Origin of the sequence: Desulfonema magnum, assembly GCF_017377395.1 — a bacterium.
Classification (GTDB): domain Bacteria; phylum Desulfobacterota; class Desulfobacteria; order Desulfobacterales; family 4be13; genus Desulfonema_C; species Desulfonema_C magnum.
In genome coordinates, this window is record NZ_CP061800.1 from 5,328,984 (window position 1) to 5,347,089 (window position 18,106).

Sequence of the window (18,106 nt, forward strand, 5' to 3'; positions counted from 1 at the left end):
AAAATGAGTGATATCAGATCATATGAAGCAAAGACAGAGTCTGCGGAGTCTGAGGATATCCGTCTTGTATATGACGAAGATATGGATACGCTGGACATTTTCTTCGGTCAAAATGAACCGGCAACCGGTGTCGAACTGACCGACCACATTCTTCTTCGCCTGAATCGGACAACAGGATGTGCGGTGAGCCTGACATTTCTTCATTTTTCGATTCTCACGGAACAGACCGAATACGGACCGCGCAGTTATCCCCTTGATAAACTCGGGGAGTTACCGGAGGATCTTCGGGAATCAGCAATCCGTGCTGTGAGCAGGCCGCCTGTCAATCAGTTTCTGAAGATGTCGTTCTTTCAGGAATCGTCCTCAAGGCACATACCTCTTACTTATGTGGAGCAAGTTCCGAAACTGGTTCCAGAGGCGGCCGACCAAGGGGCTTGAAAAAACTGGGTGGTGTTCTAAAACTGGACTTGCTCCGATATTTACCAAATTGATTCAGAGGGTTAAAAAGTTCAGCTCCACTTTTAGAACATTACCAAAAAACTGATCCGAACCATGATTTGCAGGATAACAGGGTGACAATGATTCAAAACCAATGCATCATCAATCATGGAAATCCCTCAACCCTGGGAATCATGGTTCGGACAATGAATAACAACCCATAAAAACGAAAGGAAAAAGGAAAATGAGACAGATCGTATTGGCAATGGTTTTCGTAATTCTGGCAGGAGCCATGGCACAGGCGCAGGAGGCATCCGTGCCGCCGCTGGTGAATTATCAGGGGATGCTGACAGATGCGGACGGCAAACCGCTCACGGGAACCAAAAAAATTGAGTTCAACCTGTACGATGCGGCAACGGGCGGGACAAAGTTCTGGGGGCCGCAGATTTTCAGCAGTGTGCCGCTGGTGAACGGCATGTTCAACGTCATCCTTGGAGAGAAAGATGAGGAGAAGAGGCTGATAACAGATGCCTTCGAATCAAGCGGGCGATATCTCGGTATCAAAGTTAATGACGGAGATGAACTCTTTCCCCGCCAGCAGATTCTCAGCACCCCTTACGCCATAAGAGCTGAAAAAGCCGGAAAAATATTGCAGGTTGTACATAATCAGACCAATGAGTTCAAAACTTCAGACCAGGCAATACCATGGGATGATACGATTCCTCAGCAGACAGAAGGCGTTGAAGTGCTGACGGTGGCAATAACGCCCGGAGATTCATCTAATCTCTTATTGGTGGAGGCTGCTGTTCATGCTACAGAAGACAATAATACAGCAAACCGGCTCATGCTCGCTTTGTTTGAAAACTCGGAATCTGATGCAATTGCCACCGCTGTCGGAGATACTAATGTTGTCAGAGATTCGTTGCAAACTATTCCCTTTAAGCATATAATGACTGCCGGTACGACCTCGGAGATTACATTCAAGCTCAGAGCCGGACTTGAGGCCGGTATCATAAATATTAACGGAGGATATTTGGGAAGGAAATTAGGGGGAACATTATACAGCACTTTGACGGTCACGGAGATAGCGAAATAATAATTGATTCCCCGCTTAATCCGGCTGAAAAAAGGAGAAACCTCATGCTGACCAGAGCAAAAAGAAAGACATTCACCACAGATGAATACCATCAGATGATCGAAGCAGGTATTCTCAGGGAAGGTGATCGCCTGGAACTTATCCAAGGAGAAATCATTCAAATGGCAGCTATCGGAAGCAATCATGCATCATGCGTAGGAAGACTGACCCATCTGTTTTCAGCGAATTTTGCAGAAAGTGCAATTGTATGGGTGCAAAATCCTGTTTGTCTGGGGAAGCACTCGGAACCTGAACCAGACATCTCACTTTTGAAACCACAGCCCGACTTCTATGCCAGCCGGCATCCTCGGCCCGAAGACGTTTTGCTGGTTGTGGAAGTGGCCGACACATCGCTTGAAGATGACCGTGAGATCAAACTTCCCCTGTATGCAAAAGCAGGGATCAGGGAAGTATGGATCGTGAATCTGAAAGCATCGTGCGTGGAGGTATCCACCAGTCCATCGGGTCATAAATACCGGAATGTCAGGGTATTTCACAGAGATTCCGTACTGAGCCCCGGGATTTTTCCTGATGCGGAAATTCTTGTGGATGACATCATCGGTCAGAGCTATCCCCTGGAAGTCTGAAGTCACAGATCAGAGGTTTGTGTGTCATTTGTATGTCGCTCCTATCGGGAGTTTACCGTTGCGAAACCGCTCAGACGATGAATAACAAGCCATCAGCACGGATTGGTGATAATCAGAGATTCGGGCCTTTGGTGCATAAAATCCCTGCTTATCGCTAATCCGTGCGAATGACCTCTGAACCACGGATTATCACAGATTTTTCGGATTTCTCGGATTAAAAAAATCAGTGCAATCCGTGTAATCCATGCTAATCAGTGGTTCGGAGGCTTATCTCATCTACACGGATTATGTGTAAGAAAAGGATTTCCGTCCGAAGTTCGGCGTAATCCTTTCTTAACCATAATCCATGTAGATGGGAGTGAAAAATCAGTGCAATCAGTGCAATCCATTCTAATCAGTGTAGATGGGAGTGGAAAATCCGTGAAATCCGTGTAATCTGTGTAATCCGTGGTTCAGAACCACAATTTATAAAATCAGATCATACGAATCTTCAGTTTAGAGACTGAATAGAATTACAAAAAGCTGATTATATAGATGCTTATAAGTATCAGCCTGTGTTTTCGGAATATTGTCGCTGATCTGTCCGGGTGACAAAAAAAGTCTTTGCTGATTCTTCCGTGGATTATTTATGTGAATAACATAAGGGGATCCGGATTTCAATACCTGCTGAAAAAGACTTGGAAATTTTTTCTCTGTAACGGTAGGATATATCTACTCTTAAATACGCTTTCCGCCCCATTGACTTTTTTCCCCTTTTTTTTAATATAGGTGTTACTCAATAATAAAATTTTTTGATCCGATCCGGCCGGATAGTCCGTCATTCCGTCCGACTGAGACTTTGGCATGAGTTCAGTCGAACATTCACGCCGGAGTCTGCGAAAGCAGGAATGACAGAAAAAAATCTGATTATCGAGTGTTGGGAAAAACACACTTGGGAATTCTGAACATCCGACACCTTACACTTTTTACAACAAGGATAATAGAGAAAAATGTGTGTATCTGTTGAAGGAGTACAAAATATCGGATTTGTTTCAACCCGTTTTGCCGGAACAGAGGGCGTTCCTGTGGAGACTGCAAAATGGGCTGACGTTTTTGAAAAAGAGGGTCTTTCCTGCTTCTATTTTGCCGGAGAGATTGATCGGCCTGCGGATATCTCTTATCTGTTAGAAGAGGCTCATTTTCGGCATCCTGAGGTCAGACACATTTTCAAAAATTGCTTTGGTGTGAACTTTCGGCCCCGCAGTCTGACCAAAAAGATTCATGAAATAAAGGAACATATCAAGGATCATCTGTACAAATTTATCAAGAAATTCAAAATAGAGCTTTTAATCGCGGAAAATTCCCTGACCATACCGCTGAATATTCCTCTCGGGCTTGCGATTACCGAGCTGTTATCGGAAACTGGCATTTCCGCCATTGCCCACCACCATGATTTTTTCTGGGAACGTCAGGAGTTTAAGACAAATGCCATATGGGAATATCTGAACATGGCCTTTCCACCTCATCTTCCCACGATCCGGCATGTGGTCATCAATTCTGCCGCAAGCAACCAGCTAAGTCTCAGAACTGGCATTTCATCATCCATTATTCCCACAGTAATGGACTTTGAAAACCCGCCCCTGCGTCCCAACGGCTATACATCGGATGTGCGGAAAGCCCTGGGAATCGAAAGCGATGAGTTGTTTGTGCTTCAGCCGACACGGGTGATCAAACGAAAGGGGATCGAACATGCCATAGAGCTCGTCAGCAGATTGAAAATGAAAGCCAAACTCGTTATTTCCCATGCCTCCGGCGATGAAAAAAATGATTACGAACGCAGAGTAAGAGAATACTCAAAACTGTTGAACGTGAATACTGTTTTTGTTTCAGACATCATTAACGAATACCGGAGATCTTCTGAAGACGGACGAAAAATTTATACCCTGAATGATATTTATCCCTACGCTGATCTTGTGACATATCCTTCAAATTTTGAGGGGTTCGGCAATGCTTTTCTTGAGGCGGTGTATTATCGTAAACCAATACTGGTCAATACCTATTCGATTTATCGGATTGATATCCAGCCCAAAGGATTTTCAGCCATTGAAATTGACGGATATGTCACGGAAAAGGCAGTACGTCAGGCAAGAGAGGTATTACAAAATTCAGAGCTTCGTGAAAACATGGTGAATGAGAACTATAAAATTGCAAAACAGTATTATTCTTATTCTGTTCTTCACAAAAAATTGATGAATCTTCTGATGCGATAGATGGAAGCAGGGACTTTTTTTTCTGTGAACAGCGGAAAAAACCGGGTTTTTCCATCACGGGCAGCAGATCGTTCCGGTAAAAAAAGCCGGGTTTCTTCCCCGGGAAGATTTCGGAAACTTATGGTTAGGTACTTATAACGGATTTGGACGCTGTTTTCGAATTTTCTGGTTTTAAGGCGATTTCCGGAAAAGAATAGAGTTGTTCCTAACAATATGTCGGACAGTTTTTATAACCCATTGTTTTTATTAAGCCCGACGATTTCCGACTCAAAATTTTAACCCCTCTGATTTCAATAGGTTAAAATTTTTATCGTCCCTAATTATCAAAACCTGTCCGAACCATTGTCCTAAATAAATAATGCCACAAAGACACGAAGGCGCGAAGGCTCACGAAGGTTCTTTGTGTCCCTTTGTGCCTTCGTGTCTTTGTGGCATTATGAGCCGCACGTCGCGTCATATGACAGCGGGCTGAAAGGCTTACTTATTTGGGAACAACTCTAATATACCCGGGGCGATTTTCAGTTCGCATTTCCGCCTTTAGGCGGAACTGCGAACTGAAAATCGCCTAAGAAAAATACTGGCTGATTAATTTTCGCAATTTTCTTCGCAATTTTCTTCGCAATTTTCTTCGTATTTTCTTCATATTTTCTTCACAATTTTCTGCTATCATATTCATATTATGTTAAGGGCTAAGAACCAGGGGAAAAGGGGATTCAAAGTGAATATTTTGAAATCCGCACAGTGTTCACGTATTTTCCTCTGTATTTCCTCACATTTTGATGTTATGTTAGCGGATAATAACAAGTTGCCGGTTGTTGCCTGGCCGGAAACCGGAAAAGGAGATATTGAATTGAAAATATTCATAATTATTAAGAAAAACGTTTTTGAATTTGGCATGGTGTTTCTGATTCTGATGGTTCTGCTGCCTGTCATATGCGCTCAGGCGCAGACCCCTGATATGATCAAAAGTGTTTCACCGCTAAGTGCCAGGCAGGGAGAGACGATTACACTCACAATCACCCTGGATGAAAGCCTGAGTTCGCCCCCTCTCCCGCCTTCGGAGATAATGCCGGAGAGCGTGAAAATAGGAACACTTGAAGGCACGAGCATCAGCCGAAGCGATTTTGTCATAACCGCGATATTCAGCATTCCGGTGGGCGAATCAGCAGGAACCAAAGATGTTTCCCTGGAATTTTCAGCCCCGCCGGATCAGCCAGATATGGGATCGCTGATTTCCGCAGAGAACGATGCTTTTGAGGTTCTGTCAGGCGAAGATACCGATTCTCCGGCGGAAGAGCCTTCTGATTCCTCGCAGGAAACGGTCATTACCGACGTACTCTATACAGTAACAGATACGGGTCAGGAAAAATGTTATAATGCCAGTTCAAATATTGCCTGTCCCGGGTCCGGTCAGGCATTTTACGGTCAGGACGCACAACACACAGGCGCCGTCCCTGATTTCACCGACAACGGAGACGGAACCGTCACCGACAACAACACCGGCCTGATGTGGCAAAAAAGCGCGGACACCGACGGCGACGGCGATATTGACGCGGCAGACAAACTCACTTGGACAGAAATTCAGGCTTATCCGGTCACACTCAACGTCCAAAATTTTGGCGGATACAGTGACTGGCGTGTGCCAAGCATCAAGGAACTTTACTCTCTGACAGAATTCAGCGGGTCCGATCCCAGCGGGTATGAAGACACAGACACATCCGGGCTGACACCTTTTATTGACACAGATTACTTTGATTTTGCCTATGGCGATACGGATGCCGGAGAGCGGGTGATTGACGCTCAGTATGCCTCAGACACGCTTTATGTCGGTACCACAAGCGACGGCAGCACACTTTTCGGGGTGAACTTTGCGGACGGCAGGATCAAGGGATACGGTCTGAGCATTCATGGGTCGGATAAAACCTTTTTCCTGATCTGTGTGCGCGGGAACACAAGCTACGGTGACAACAACTTTGCAAATAACGGAGATGGAACCGTCACGGACTCTGCCACCGGCCTGATGTGGTCCCAGGCGGACAGCGGAACCGGAATGACATGGGAGGACGCCTTGGCCTGGGTTGAGCAGAAAAATGCGGAGAATTACCTGGGTTATGACGACTGGCGTATGCCTAACGCCAAGGAACTCCAAAGCATCGTGGATTATACCCGCTCACCGGACACCACCGCTTCGGCCGCGATTGACCTGATCTTCAGCGTCACATCCATCACCAATGAGGCAGGGCAGACTGATTATCCGTTTTACTGGGCCGGCACCACACACACCACATGGAACGGCATGGGCGGCGGTGCGGTCTATGTCGCGTTTGGAAGAGCATTGGGCTACATGAACGGCTCATGGCAGGATGTTCACGGCGCGGGCGCGCAGCGCAGTGATCCCAAAACCGGGGACCCTGAGGAGTATCCCACAGGTCATGGTCCCCAGGGGGATGCGATCCGCATTTACAATTATGTGCGGTGTGTGCGAGATACAGGAGAAAGTCCCGGGGATACCTGCATGGCAGGCAATATTGACGGGACCGGTTCCGTCACCGTCAAAGATGCCGTCATGGTATTGCAGATACTAACCAGCATAAATCCGGATAATGTTCAGCCTTGTGCCGATATAAACGATGATGGGAAAATCGGACACGAAGAACTTGTTTATATTCTGCGGAAAGTCGCCGGATTCATATAACACTTTTTTGCCCAGAACGGATTCAGAGGAGGCCCCCGCCATTCCGGAAAACCGTGATATTTTCAAATGTCAGACCATGTGCAATTTTTTTTAACTGAAAAGACAATGCCACAAAGACACGGAGACACAAATAAACACAATGAACCTTCGTGAGACTTCGCACCTTCGCGCCTTCGTGCCTTCGTGGCATTACAAATCGCACATGGAAAAGTACAATGTGGACCGGGTGACTTTTCGGACCGCCACGGATGCGAAAATTCTCGAAGTGGTTCAGAAAGCTCTCGGAGACGGGCGCATCACCCAGACACAGGCTGATGATATTCTTAAAAAAAAATGAATAATCGTCCCCAGCATCCCGCGGCGGAGCGTACCACAACCGGAGACGGACAAATAAAATCCTTCTGCTCATAAAAGATCCGTTTTATCTCCTCAACCTCTCATTTTTTCTCGTTCCCACGCTTCGCGTGGGAATGCAGAAGGGACGCTTCGCGTCCCGAATACATCGAAAGGAGGTGAAAACAAAGAGAGTCTTTCAAATTTTTTAACAGCATCAGAAACTTTTAACCAAGGAGAAATTATGAAAAAAACAACACTGAGATATGCGTTTATGATTGCCGGTATTATCGGATTTATATGTGTCATTGCGCTGACAGTCCCGCATCCTGCGGCTGCTCAGTCAGCAGACCCGGACCCGGCACAACTGGAGGAACAGTCCGGTTCTGAGGACAGACCCGACGGAAAAAAACCAGGTCGTCGCTCCCGGCTCAAGGGCGGTGCTCCCCTGATGCGCGCACTTGATACTGACAGAGACGGCCAGTTGTCCGCAGAGGAGATAGAAAATGCAACGAACATTCTGAAAACGCTGGATAAGAACGGTGACGGCATACTCGGCCGCGATGAATTACGTCCGCCCCGGGGCGCTCGCAGCGGACAGCAGAACTGATGTGTAACCGGTGATAATTAATGCGTGAAGCGTGATGCTTCACGCATGACAGGAGCCTTTTTATGTATCCTAAAACTAATTTTTTACTTGCATTCTTTTTCTTTGCTGTTGTAATTTTTTCATTAACAGTCGGTTGGCCGTCCTGTGCATATGCAGAGACTGAAGCAAATGTTGTTCTCGGTGTCCCTGCTGAATCTTCAATAAAGATAAGTGTCCTTTTCACAAAAACGCCTCCGGCTCAGTTTCATATTGAGTACGGCACAGCACCCGGGACTTACACCAGGCAGTCCGAAACTGTTTCCGGCCCGGTCCGGGGGGCCCCGAATGTGATAACCCTGACCCGCCTCACAGCAAACACGCGTTATTTCTACAGACTGGTTTATGACGGATCATCTTATGGCGATGAATATTCATTCCGCACAAAAGCCTCGCCCGGGACTGAATTCTCTTTCACGGTCCTGGCAGATTGTCATTTTGATCCCCGTCTTGTGGGACTGACCAGAGATCAGTATGCTGGCGTGGGCGATCCGCCAGTTGATCATGACCCCGGCGTATGGATCGCTGCCTCACAAAACATAGCTGATTTTCATCCGGTGGCAGATAATAACGGACACAAGGCAGGGCACGGAGATGACATTCAGGATTATTATACAGATAACTCCCCTGACTTTCTCATTGATCTCGGAGACACATTCATGGTGGAGAAGGTCATCACAAACCACTATTACAGCGATGATGACATTGACGGCATGAACGGTCAGTTTGACTACGATGATGTTGACTACTGTTATGAATATGTACGAACTCAGTTTTTCTCTCATGCCACCCATTCTGTTCCCATATTCCTGGTCACCGGGAACCATGAAGGAGAACTCGGAAAACTTTGGAACAATAAGGATGAGGAGAAAAAAAACCTGGCGTTATGGTCTGTCACTGCAAGAAGAAAATACTTTGTCAATCCGGTCCCTGACGGTGAATTTTATACTGGCAGCACTGTGACCGACGACTTTGACGGAAGCATTCGGGACACCTGGTTTTCCTGGAAATGGGGAAATGCACAGTTCATCGTTCTTGATCCTTACTGGTATTCCACCGGGAGTTTCAACAACGAGGGCGGATGGGCATTCACACTGGGTCAGGAGCAGTATGACTGGCTGAAAGCGTTGCTTGAGGAGAAGGACGAAAACATAAAATACAAATTTGTCTTTGTTCATCATCTCGTAGGCGGTTCCCAGTCAGACACGGGCAAGGGCCGGGGCGGAACAGAGACTGCCGGATGGTTTGAATGGGGCGGATGGGAACCCAATGACGAATCTGATCCCAGTGACGATGAATATATGTTCGGTACAAAACGGGAAGGCTGGGATGCCCCGATCCATGACCTGCTGGTGGCGGGCAATGTGAACGCAGTGTTTCACGGGCATGACCATGTGTTTGTCAAACAGCAGCTTGACGGCATACACTACATCGAAATGGGGCAGGGGTCCTCTGACAAATATGATAACACTGACCTTGCATCTGACTACGGATATGTCAGCGGAGATGTTGTCAGCAGTTCAGGGTACATGCGTGTCACAGTGAACAGCACAGAAGCAACCTTGCAGTATGTGAGGGCATACCATCCGGATGATGAAGGGCTGTCACGCGGCAATGACAAAGCCCCGTATGGTTACACCGGAGATGTGGATTATGAATTCGTCATCCAGGCGGATCCTGCCCCGGGAGATATCAATAAAAGCGGATCAGTTGATCTGCCAGACCTTATTCTCTGTTTGCAGATTGTGAGTGAGACAGAGACCGAAAATCAGAGAATCAGCATTGCGGCAGATGCGAACAAAGACGGAAAAATCGGCATTGCCGAAGCCATTTATATTCTGAGGATGCTTGTCGAGAGTTCCGAAGATCAGGAAGGAAAATTTCCCGGCACTGTATTGCTGGGACGCCCCACCGACACTTCTGTCACCGTGAACGCACTTGCGGATGAGGATATGGAGGCTTATGTTGAGTACGGCACGGAATCCCGCGGTTATGACGCTCGGACAGATACTGTCACGATTCAGGCTCAAATTCCTTTTGAAACAGTTCTCGAAAATCTTCAGTCCGAGAGCCGGTATGACTACCGAATGCGATGGCGGAAACCCGGGAAGCAAAGCGGATTCACTACCGGAGAAACCTGTTCGTTTCATACACAAAGACACCCGGGCAGTCCGTTTACGTTTACGGTGCAGGCGGATTCGCATCTCGGCACGAACAAGCATTGTGATCCCGAACTTTACAAAAGGACAGTGATGAACGCTGTTGCTGACGACCCTGATTTTCATATTGACCTCGGAGATACGTTCCGTTCAAGCAAAGTCTCTGATCCTGATTATGACAAAATAGCTCAGTTGTATATTGATCAGCGGGCATATTTCGGGCTGCTTTGCCACTCAGCGCCGCTGTTTCTGGTACTCGGAAATCATGAGCTTGAATATGGCTGGCTGCTGGACGGAACTGAGAACAATATTCCCATATGGTCAACAAAAGCGAGAAAGCTCTATTATCCCAACCCCGAGCCTGATGATTTCTACACAGGCAACGCCCGGGAATATGATTTTATAGGAAAACGGCAAAACTACTACGCCTTCACATGGGGAGACGCGCTGTTTGTCGCACTTGATCCGTATTGGACAACCATGAGTGATCCTCATGCTGCCGACAAAACCCTGTGGGATTCGACTATCGGCGATGAGCAGTATCAGTGGTTTAAGGAAACGCTTGAAAAAAGCACTGAAAAGTTCAAATTCGTATTTGTTCATCATGTCCTCGGCGAAACACGGGGCGGGGCAGATGCTGTAACAAACGGGGAATGGGGGGATGCGGCAAACCTGGAAACATACCGTCCGGGCTGGGAAAAAACAATTCATCAGCTAATGGCGGATAACAAGGTCAGCATATTTTTCCAGGGACATGACCACATTTTTGTTCGGGAGGAACTTGACGGTGTTGTTTACCAGACTTGCCCCATGCCCGGTGATCCTTACTATTCCCTGTATAATGCGGATGCCTTCCCCGCAGGCGACAAGCTGCCCAACTCGGGGCATATCCGGGTTTTGGTTTCCGAGTCCGAGGTGAAAGTGGATTACATCCGCGCCTATCTGCCCAAAGATGAGACCGATGGCCGAACAAACGGCGAACTTGCCTGCACCTATACGCTTACTTCGGAAGGTGGCGTCAGGCATAGCAATCCGGGTCCTCAATATCACCTGATACAGCAGGCTGAAGGGAGGTGAGACAAATCAGCTCTGCTCAGGATTTTTTAAACAACTAAAAAACACCAAATAAGGAGGACACAATGAAAACAATCCGTTCAACCCCTTTTCTCTTTATTCTTTTCGTAGGTATATCCTTTATATCAGCGGTCTGCTGTTCAGAGACTCTGGCTCTGACTTCCGATTCTTGTATTAACAACACGGAGAGCGAGGGCCAGTGCAAAGACTGCTGTGACTGTCTGGAGGATGCTGATGCGGCCACGCGGCAGGCCTGCCGGGATGCCTGCCCAACTCAGGACTTCAGCCAGAATTCCGATTTTATCACATTCGATGCGCCGTCAACTCTCGGACCTGACGGAGATTATTCCGTTGCCACCGGAACCGAAAGCGAGTCGGCCTGCAAGGCATACTGCGACGGGTCATCGGAACTGTCATGCGGAGACCGTCGGTATTGCCGGGATGCATGTAACACCAAATATTCCGATACAGATCCGGGGAACGGAGAACCCACGGATCCGGGAAACGACAGCAACATATCTCCGGCCCAGTCCATCTCTGAAGAAGCCCAGATGAAAACCATTGCCTTCAGCGCTCTGGCATTTCTCACCGGAGACCTCTGTTCATACACCTTTTTTCCGCCCGGGAAAGTGTCCGACTTTTTCGGTTTCCAGTATCTGCGTGACATCACGCCCAACGGATTTGGTCACAACACGGAATTTGCAGGCAGAATCTCAGACGGTGTCCTGACGATCCTGACCGATGCCCAGGTTCAGCAGCTGGTGGATATGGCAAACACCCAGGCGGAACAGGTTGACGCTTACGGATACAAGCGTTTTGTCCTGATAAAAGCGTTCAAACGTCTTTTGGACAAGGAGGACCTTCCGGACGGGGCCACCGGGCTGGATAAAAGCGCTGTTACGGAATTCACGGGAGAGTTGTACGAAATTGATGCGGAAATCAGTTACAACCGCGCGGAAGTACTCGGCGGGATTCTGGCGGAAATGACCGCTTCTCAGAAGACAGAACTGGCGGAATTGCTGACTGCATTTAATACGCTATTTGAAACAGCGGGCCAGGGAGGAACCATTGCTTCCGAGGACTGGCCCGAAGCAAGCCGGAACAAGGTAAAACTGGAGGGACTTACAGTCAGTGACGGGGCAGTGCTTGTAAGCACTTATGCGACCCAGTTGTTTAGCTGGTACCTGGGTTCGGTCGTGGGGGACACCTATTTCTGCCCGGAACGTCATGGCACATATTTCGGTTCCTTTTACATGAAGGACATCCCGCCGCTGACGGCAACGGAACCGGTCACCATTGACAGCAATCTGACCGCGGACATGGGCCAGGCATTTCTGGATGCGCTGAACGATACCCAGGAGGCATTGGTGACCGACTTGGTGGATATCCAGGAAACCGATTTGAATAATATTGTTTCAAAGCGTCAGGAAATATCTGAAAAACTGCGGCTTTTTATGGATGCCGCATCTGTGGACAAAGACGAGGTCACGGCCCTGGTTCGTCAATACGGGGAATACGAAGGCGCGATGATGTATCACTATGCGACCCACTTTGCAACCGTGGGAAATACTCTGACAGATGCCCAGGCCACGGCACTGATGAAACTTCGCACAGATTATTATGAGGAATTTCCTGACTACCAGGCAGATTCCAATGCGTATGACTGTTCCGGAGCGTGGCTGTACGCATCGAAGGTTGACATGCCTGACATTGAAAGCATTGGAAACACGGACCTTCTGTTCGGTGTCACAGATGATCCGGGAACAGGTACGGAAAGTGTGGTCCTGGACGGGGCAGAGATCACCCAGATTGCCGATGGTTTATCCTTCGCAGAAGGCCCGGCTGCGGATGCGAATGGCAACTTGTATTTCTCAGATATTTCCGCGAATCGGATTTACACCTGGTCCGAGGCCGGAGGAGCCACCGTGTTTCGGGAAGATTCCGGGGGAGCAAATGGTCTTTTCTTTGACAGCGAAGGCAACCTGCTGGCCTGCGAAGGAACAAACGGACGGCTGGTTTCCATTGACTCGCAGGGTAATGTGACGGTTCTGGCTGATGAATACAATAGTAAAAGCTTCAACGAGCCGAACGACCTCTGGATTGATGCCAAAGGCGGAGTTTACTTTTCCGACCCGGTTTATATCAAGGCGTCGGCAGTGCAGGATGGGGAGCATGTCTATTATCTCACACCCAAGCGGGATAATATCATCCGTGTCATCTCGGACATGACCAGACCCAACGGCATCATCGGCACCTCTGACGGCACAACGCTTTATGTGGCGGATCACGGCGAAGGAAAGACTTACAAATATGACATCGCTGAGAACGGAACCTTGTCAGATAAAACACTTTTTGTCGCGGCAGGGTCCGACGGCATGACCATTGACAGTGAGGGGAATATCTATCTGACAAATGAAAACGGGGTGCAGGTGTATGACGCTTCCGGCACACTGATTGAAACCATAGCGGTCACGGATCCCACCAATGTCTGTTTCGGCGGGGCTGAGGGACACACGCTTTTCATAACAGCAAAAACTTCGGTTTACTCGCTTCAGATGCGGGTGGAAGGCGTATCTGCGGCGTATCTGCCCAGAGTTATTTCAGCTTTGCAAATAATGGTTGGCCTAGAACCTGCCGCAAACCTGAGCAACGAAGCGGATATTAACGAAGATGGGAAAATCGGGCTGCAAGAAGTGATTTATTGGCTGCGGAAAGCTGGCGGATTCTGAATAAGTATCTAACCATAAGTTTTCGATATTCGTACGGGAAAGAAACCCGGCTTTTCCCCCGGAATGATCCGCCGCCTCTGAAGAAAAAAAAGCCGGGTTTCTCCGCCTATTCTCAGAAAAAAAGATGTATAAAAAACTTTTGATCGGGTACTTATCATTTCTGATTATAACGGATTTTGGCGAGGCCCCGGGAAAGACCACCGAATACACGGAAAAAAGACGTATGTTTCGGATGCTCCGAAATATCTCATCGGACAGGCCCGGGGCGGGTAAACGGAAACCGGTAGCGAAACCGCCCGAAACCGCCCGGACCGGTCGTTGAGCTTGTCGAAACGAGCCGCCCCCCTTCGACAAGCTCAGGGTGCGGACCGGCCTCCCCAAAATCCGTTATAATCAGGGAATTTTCTTACGCAATTTCTGAGGTATCTGGCAAAATTTCATCCGGGGTATGATGAACTTTTGCCAATTCATTATGAGCTAAGACTCTGTCTATATCAAGAATAATCATAAAGTTATCACCATATCTTCCAATACCTTGAATACATTCTGTATTCAGTTTTGTTCCGATTTTCGGAGCCTGCTCGATTTGGGAAGGGTCAAGATCAACCACTTCCTGAACTGAATCCGCCAGAATACCTATTGAAAGGAATTCTCCGTCCATATTTACTTCTGCGATCACGATGCAGGTGTCCATGGTTTTCTCAATGGCAGCCATGCCTAATTTCAGACGCAGATCAATTACGGAAACCACATTGCCCCGCAGGTTGATCACGCCGCAGAGGTGTTCCGGCATACGAGGCACTTTGGTGATATTTGTGTAATCCACGACCTCACGAACCCTGGCGATTTCCAGCGCGAATTCTTCTCTCCCGAGCGTAAACGTGAGATACTGACTGAGTTCCGTTATGTGATTCTCATTCATCATTGCATCCCTAATAAAATTTTTAGTTCGTAGTTCCGCCTTTAGGCGGTGTGACACCGCCTAAAGGCGGAACTACGAACTGGTATGGAAATAGCTTTAATGTCAGGCCGCTGATGAGGCTGAAGTTCTCCCCGTCTGAAGCTTCTTTGTCAAATCACCACGGCGGTATGTTGCAGTTCGGCAGCGGGATCAAACAAATATTTAATCGCATTGATCAGGGCTGTCACCCCGGTTTCCGGAAAATTGGCATTGCCTTCCAGACTGTTTTTATACTTTCCCTGGAACAGACTGACGGTGAACTCGCCGTCGTATTCTTCGGAAATGTGCATGGCATCCACGCCGAACTCCCCGCCGCCTTCGGTGAGACAGTCAAAAGCTTCGGCATCTTCCAAATCCAGCATGATTTTGACGCACAGATACACAAACGCCTTAAGCCTGTTCGCTTCAGTGATACCCTGTTCTTCACCAGCCTGCTGCCGAATTGCATCAGCGACTGAAGCCAAGCGTTGGTCAATAATGGATGCGCTGATATTCATTGGTTTTGTCTTTTAGGTTTTGTTTACCGCAGTCGTGTTTTATTTAAATTTCCTCCGGCCTTACGTTTCTATCTATGCGGATTTATCCTGACACAAACATTGGCAACTTATTTTTTTGAATCTTTGTCAAATAATTTTTTCAGATCAAAAGGAAATTCTGAAAAAACTTTTCGTAACTCGTATCTGGCTTTACTACCTGCTTTTCTGCCACTTATTGCCTGACATATATCTGCATGAGATTTATCTTTGTCTGTAGCAGTGTCATAGATACAGAACAACCTTGTTTCTGAGTCCTTCTCTTTCTGCTTCAATCCCCTTATTTCTGAACATTTCGCTATGGCAACACCTTTGCAACTTCTTTTCTTTCCTCTGTTTTCATCAATTTTCAACTTTTTGGATATCTTTCCTTCCAATTCCTCTTTTGAGATATAATTTTTTTTGTTAACTGACATTCCACGGTTTGACGCATCTTCAAAAGCAAGAGGTTTTAATCTGCCGTCCTCATCAACATGAATTGGTGAATAGATTTGCCTTATCAAATCTTCGTTATCCTGAACAGCACATGGAGAATATTTACTGACAGATTCTTTTTCACAAATACAATCTTCAGCCTCCGACCGATACGCTTTACATTTACTACTTTCAGATGCTATTTTCTTACAGTCCATAAGCTGTGAAATCATTAAAATTGTTTGAGAAACAGAATCAGATCATCAGGAAGTGTTTCTGTATTCAGAGATACAATATCCTCTCCTATTTCGTTACTGCTATCTTTGGCGTAATACCAGAAGGTTTCATCACCTTCAAAGCATATTTCAGCATAAGAATTTCCTTTTTCCCAGTAAAATCCGACAGTGCCAGAATTTCCCAGAGTTGGCTTTGGGACGGAAATATGCTTTGGTAATAAACGGAGCAGGTGAATTGCATCATCAATCGTCTGTCTGTTCGGAGCAACCCCCTCATAACCGTCCCAATCATCCGGCAGCGAAAAATAACTGTTTAACTGACCGATCAAATCACTAAATCTGTTTTTTGTTATGCCATATACGAATAAAAGCTTGTTCCCGTCAGATTTGAGGCTTTTAAAATCAGATATCTCAACATTATGTGTGGTCCTCCAACAATCACTTTTTTGAGAAACAGGCATACCAGAAGACTTGAATAAGTGAAACGGAGAACCCCCCTCAATATGAAAAATTTTTTGGCGAGGCTCACGCGATCTGTTTATCGTCTGCATCGGTTTCGTTCTCCATTAATTCTTCAATTTCATCCGAAATCAGTATCTTCTGTTTTGTTTGCACTTCAAATTCACTGATCGCCTGATTAAGTGCGTTTGCAAGCGATTTTACTGCGATATGAGAAGCATTTAGTATGGCTTCTTCCTTTCCGTTTCTTCTTAACAGGATAAAAACGTCGTTTTTTGATATCCCCACTCCGAACTCATTAAAATAAATACTGGGCAGGTCGCCGGATATCATTACATCCATAATATGTTTTTCATCCATAACCACCTCCTGATCATAGTAAAAATTTTTTAAGCAGAAAATATATTATTTCTGAATAGTTGTCAACCACAACCAGCGACTGCCGGCCCTGAAGTGATATGCACGGATTCCGAAGAAATCTCCCGTAAGCTCTTTCCCGGCACCGGATTCGGAGAGAATCGTCAGGATATGCTCTTCCCTAATTTTTTTACGAAACTGAACATCAGGTTTTTTCAGGTCTTTTTTTACTCCGGGATGATATTCGTCTTCATACATCGAAAACTTCCTCTCCGAACAACAATTTCACTTTCCCTGATTCAATATCCCGCTTCCGCTCCAAAAGCTCGTTTCCCTCTTCTGTCAGAAGCATGACAAGAGTCTCAATTTCCTGCCTGTTCATTGCCATGATAATTCTGGCAACCTCATTGACAGGTATGTCAGTTCTCATTTCCTGCATAAAAACCTTTTTCTCAACTGATAAAATTTATTCTCAGTCGCCCTCTGATTCGACTGATTCAGGGATTTTCAGGATTTCAGTTTCATCATGGTTTGGCTGTTTACAGAACAAAAAAAGGCGGAGAAACCCGGCTTTTCCCTCACAGGCTGCGGCTTGTCACGGAAAAAAAGCCGGGTTTCTTTCCCGGACAGATATCGAAAATTGGTGGTGTTCTAAAACTGGACTTGTTCCGATATTTACCAAATTGATTCAGAGGGTTAAAAAGTTCAGCTCCACTTTTAGAACATTACCCGAAAATTTATGGTTAGGTACTTATCTCCCGGGTTTGTTCTTCACAGAATATCCTCGGGTTTCAGTCCCACCAAAGTCATGGCATTAATAACTGAGGGGGACGGATTCGAAATATCAAAAGACTTACCAGTATCTCTGACGGTTATGCGGGCAGAATACAACAGTTGGACACCGGCAGTGTCGCATTCGTCCACCTCACTCAGATCAAGGCGCAGGCCGTCATATGTTTCAAGGCATTCAAGAAATTGATCGCGAAGCTCTGCCACCTCGTACACTGACAAAGGCCCTTTTATCTTTAAAACTGTTTCTCCGTACTTATGTTCTCTTGTGATTGTCATGGTTATATTATTTTCAACTCGTTAAGTGTTGAA

At 46.7% G+C, this 18,106-nt stretch carries 17 protein-coding genes; 9 read left to right on the plus strand and 8 right to left on the minus strand.

Going from position 1 to position 18,106, the window contains the following annotated elements; all coding sequences use genetic code 11:
* Positions 1-3 precede the first annotated feature (3 nt).
* The 9 genes from dnm_RS20395 (at position 4) to dnm_RS20435 (ending at position 14,045) form a co-directional block, all read left to right on the plus strand.
* Complete coding sequence (locus tag dnm_RS20395; protein WP_207678744.1) at positions 4-438, plus strand: DUF2283 domain-containing protein; 435 nt, start codon at positions 4-6, stop codon at positions 436-438.
* Between the two features lie 244 nt (positions 439-682).
* The gene (locus dnm_RS20400; protein WP_207678745.1) at positions 683-1,534 is read left to right on the plus strand and encodes a DUF8740 domain-containing protein; all 852 of its coding nucleotides are present in this window, start codon (positions 683-685) and stop codon (positions 1,532-1,534) included.
* 44 nt (positions 1,535-1,578) lie between these two features.
* Positions 1,579-2,160, plus strand: a complete 582-nt coding sequence (locus dnm_RS20405; RefSeq protein ID WP_207678746.1) for a Uma2 family endonuclease — start codon at positions 1,579-1,581, stop codon at positions 2,158-2,160.
* Positions 2,161-3,149: 989 nt separating this feature from the next.
* On the plus strand, positions 3,150-4,409 hold the full coding sequence (locus dnm_RS20410; RefSeq protein WP_207678747.1) for a glycosyltransferase family 4 protein: 1,260 nt from the start codon (positions 3,150-3,152) through the stop codon (positions 4,407-4,409).
* 850 nt (positions 4,410-5,259) lie between these two features.
* The gene (locus dnm_RS20415) at positions 5,260-7,104 is read left to right on the plus strand and encodes an Lcl domain-containing protein (protein ID WP_207678748.1); all 1,845 of its coding nucleotides are present in this window, start codon (positions 5,260-5,262) and stop codon (positions 7,102-7,104) included.
* 139 nt (positions 7,105-7,243) lie between these two features.
* Positions 7,244-7,441 carry a hypothetical protein gene (locus dnm_RS20420; protein WP_207678749.1) on the plus strand — a complete coding sequence of 66 codons (198 nt, stop codon included), beginning with the start codon at positions 7,244-7,246 and terminating at the stop codon, positions 7,439-7,441.
* Between the two features lie 240 nt (positions 7,442-7,681).
* Entirely contained in the window at positions 7,682-8,047 is a 366-nt protein-coding gene (locus dnm_RS20425; RefSeq protein ID WP_207678750.1) for an EF-hand domain-containing protein, read from the plus strand.
* A gap of 62 nt (positions 8,048-8,109) precedes the next feature.
* Complete coding sequence (locus tag dnm_RS20430; RefSeq protein WP_207678751.1) at positions 8,110-11,319, plus strand: metallophosphoesterase; 3,210 nt, start codon at positions 8,110-8,112, stop codon at positions 11,317-11,319.
* 62 nt (positions 11,320-11,381) lie between these two features.
* Positions 11,382-14,045, plus strand: a complete 2,664-nt coding sequence (locus tag dnm_RS20435) for an SMP-30/gluconolactonase/LRE family protein (RefSeq protein WP_207678752.1) — start codon at positions 11,382-11,384, stop codon at positions 14,043-14,045.
* 406 nt (positions 14,046-14,451) lie between these two features.
* Here dnm_RS20435 and dnm_RS20440 read toward each other — a convergent pair whose 3' ends face one another.
* The 8 genes from dnm_RS20440 to dnm_RS20475 form a co-directional block, all read right to left on the minus strand.
* Entirely contained in the window at positions 14,452-14,970 is a 519-nt protein-coding gene (locus dnm_RS20440) for a chemotaxis protein CheW (RefSeq protein ID WP_246556045.1), read from the minus strand.
* A gap of 146 nt (positions 14,971-15,116) precedes the next feature.
* The gene (locus tag dnm_RS20445; RefSeq protein WP_207678753.1) at positions 15,117-15,503 is read right to left on the minus strand and encodes a hypothetical protein; all 387 of its coding nucleotides are present in this window, start codon (positions 15,501-15,503) and stop codon (positions 15,117-15,119) included.
* 107 nt (positions 15,504-15,610) lie between these two features.
* The gene (locus dnm_RS20450) at positions 15,611-16,171 is read right to left on the minus strand and encodes a hypothetical protein (protein WP_207678754.1); all 561 of its coding nucleotides are present in this window, start codon (positions 16,169-16,171) and stop codon (positions 15,611-15,613) included.
* 14 nt (positions 16,172-16,185) lie between these two features.
* On the minus strand, positions 16,186-16,518 hold the full coding sequence (locus dnm_RS20455) for a hypothetical protein (RefSeq protein ID WP_207678755.1): 333 nt from the start codon (positions 16,516-16,518) through the stop codon (positions 16,186-16,188).
* A 196-nt stretch (positions 16,519-16,714) separates the two neighbouring features.
* On the minus strand, positions 16,715-17,008 hold the full coding sequence (locus tag dnm_RS20460; protein WP_207678756.1) for a hypothetical protein: 294 nt from the start codon (positions 17,006-17,008) through the stop codon (positions 16,715-16,717).
* Between the two features lie 45 nt (positions 17,009-17,053).
* On the minus strand, positions 17,054-17,263 hold the full coding sequence (locus dnm_RS20465) for a hypothetical protein (protein ID WP_207678757.1): 210 nt from the start codon (positions 17,261-17,263) through the stop codon (positions 17,054-17,056).
* Complete coding sequence (locus dnm_RS20470; protein WP_207678758.1) at positions 17,256-17,444, minus strand: hypothetical protein; 189 nt, start codon at positions 17,442-17,444, stop codon at positions 17,256-17,258. Before dnm_RS20470 ends, dnm_RS20465 begins: the two co-directional genes overlap by 8 nt.
* Positions 17,445-17,776: 332 nt before the next feature.
* Positions 17,777-18,073: an STAS domain-containing protein gene (locus dnm_RS20475; protein WP_207678759.1), complete on the minus strand. Its 297-nt coding sequence runs from the start codon at positions 18,071-18,073 to the stop codon at positions 17,777-17,779.
* Positions 18,074-18,106: the final 33 nt, after the last annotated feature.

Coding starts and splice junctions, on each gene's coding strand:
- dnm_RS20395 (WP_207678744.1), top strand. CDS start 4: ATGAGTGATATCAGATCATATGAAGCAAAGACAGAGTCTGCGGAGTCT.
- dnm_RS20400 (WP_207678745.1), top strand. CDS start 683: ATGAGACAGATCGTATTGGCAATGGTTTTCGTAATTCTGGCAGGAGCC.
- dnm_RS20405 (WP_207678746.1), top strand. CDS start 1,579: ATGCTGACCAGAGCAAAAAGAAAGACATTCACCACAGATGAATACCAT.
- dnm_RS20410 (WP_207678747.1), top strand. CDS start 3,150: ATGTGTGTATCTGTTGAAGGAGTACAAAATATCGGATTTGTTTCAACC.
- dnm_RS20420 (WP_207678749.1), top strand. CDS start 7,244: ATGAACCTTCGTGAGACTTCGCACCTTCGCGCCTTCGTGCCTTCGTGG.
- dnm_RS20425 (WP_207678750.1), top strand. CDS start 7,682: ATGAAAAAAACAACACTGAGATATGCGTTTATGATTGCCGGTATTATC.
- dnm_RS20430 (WP_207678751.1), top strand. CDS start 8,110: ATGTATCCTAAAACTAATTTTTTACTTGCATTCTTTTTCTTTGCTGTT.
- dnm_RS20435 (WP_207678752.1), top strand. CDS start 11,382: ATGAAAACAATCCGTTCAACCCCTTTTCTCTTTATTCTTTTCGTAGGT.
- dnm_RS20440 (WP_246556045.1), bottom strand. CDS start 14,970: ATGATGAATGAGAATCACATAACGGAACTCAGTCAGTATCTCACGTTT.
- dnm_RS20445 (WP_207678753.1), bottom strand. CDS start 15,503: ATGAATATCAGCGCATCCATTATTGACCAACGCTTGGCTTCAGTCGCT.
- dnm_RS20450 (WP_207678754.1), bottom strand. CDS start 16,171: ATGGACTGTAAGAAAATAGCATCTGAAAGTAGTAAATGTAAAGCGTAT.
- dnm_RS20460 (WP_207678756.1), bottom strand. CDS start 17,008: ATGGATGAAAAACATATTATGGATGTAATGATATCCGGCGACCTGCCC.
- dnm_RS20465 (WP_207678757.1), bottom strand. CDS start 17,263: ATGTATGAAGACGAATATCATCCCGGAGTAAAAAAAGACCTGAAAAAA.
- dnm_RS20470 (WP_207678758.1), bottom strand. CDS start 17,444: ATGCAGGAAATGAGAACTGACATACCTGTCAATGAGGTTGCCAGAATT.
- dnm_RS20475 (WP_207678759.1), bottom strand. CDS start 18,073: ATGACAATCACAAGAGAACATAAGTACGGAGAAACAGTTTTAAAGATA.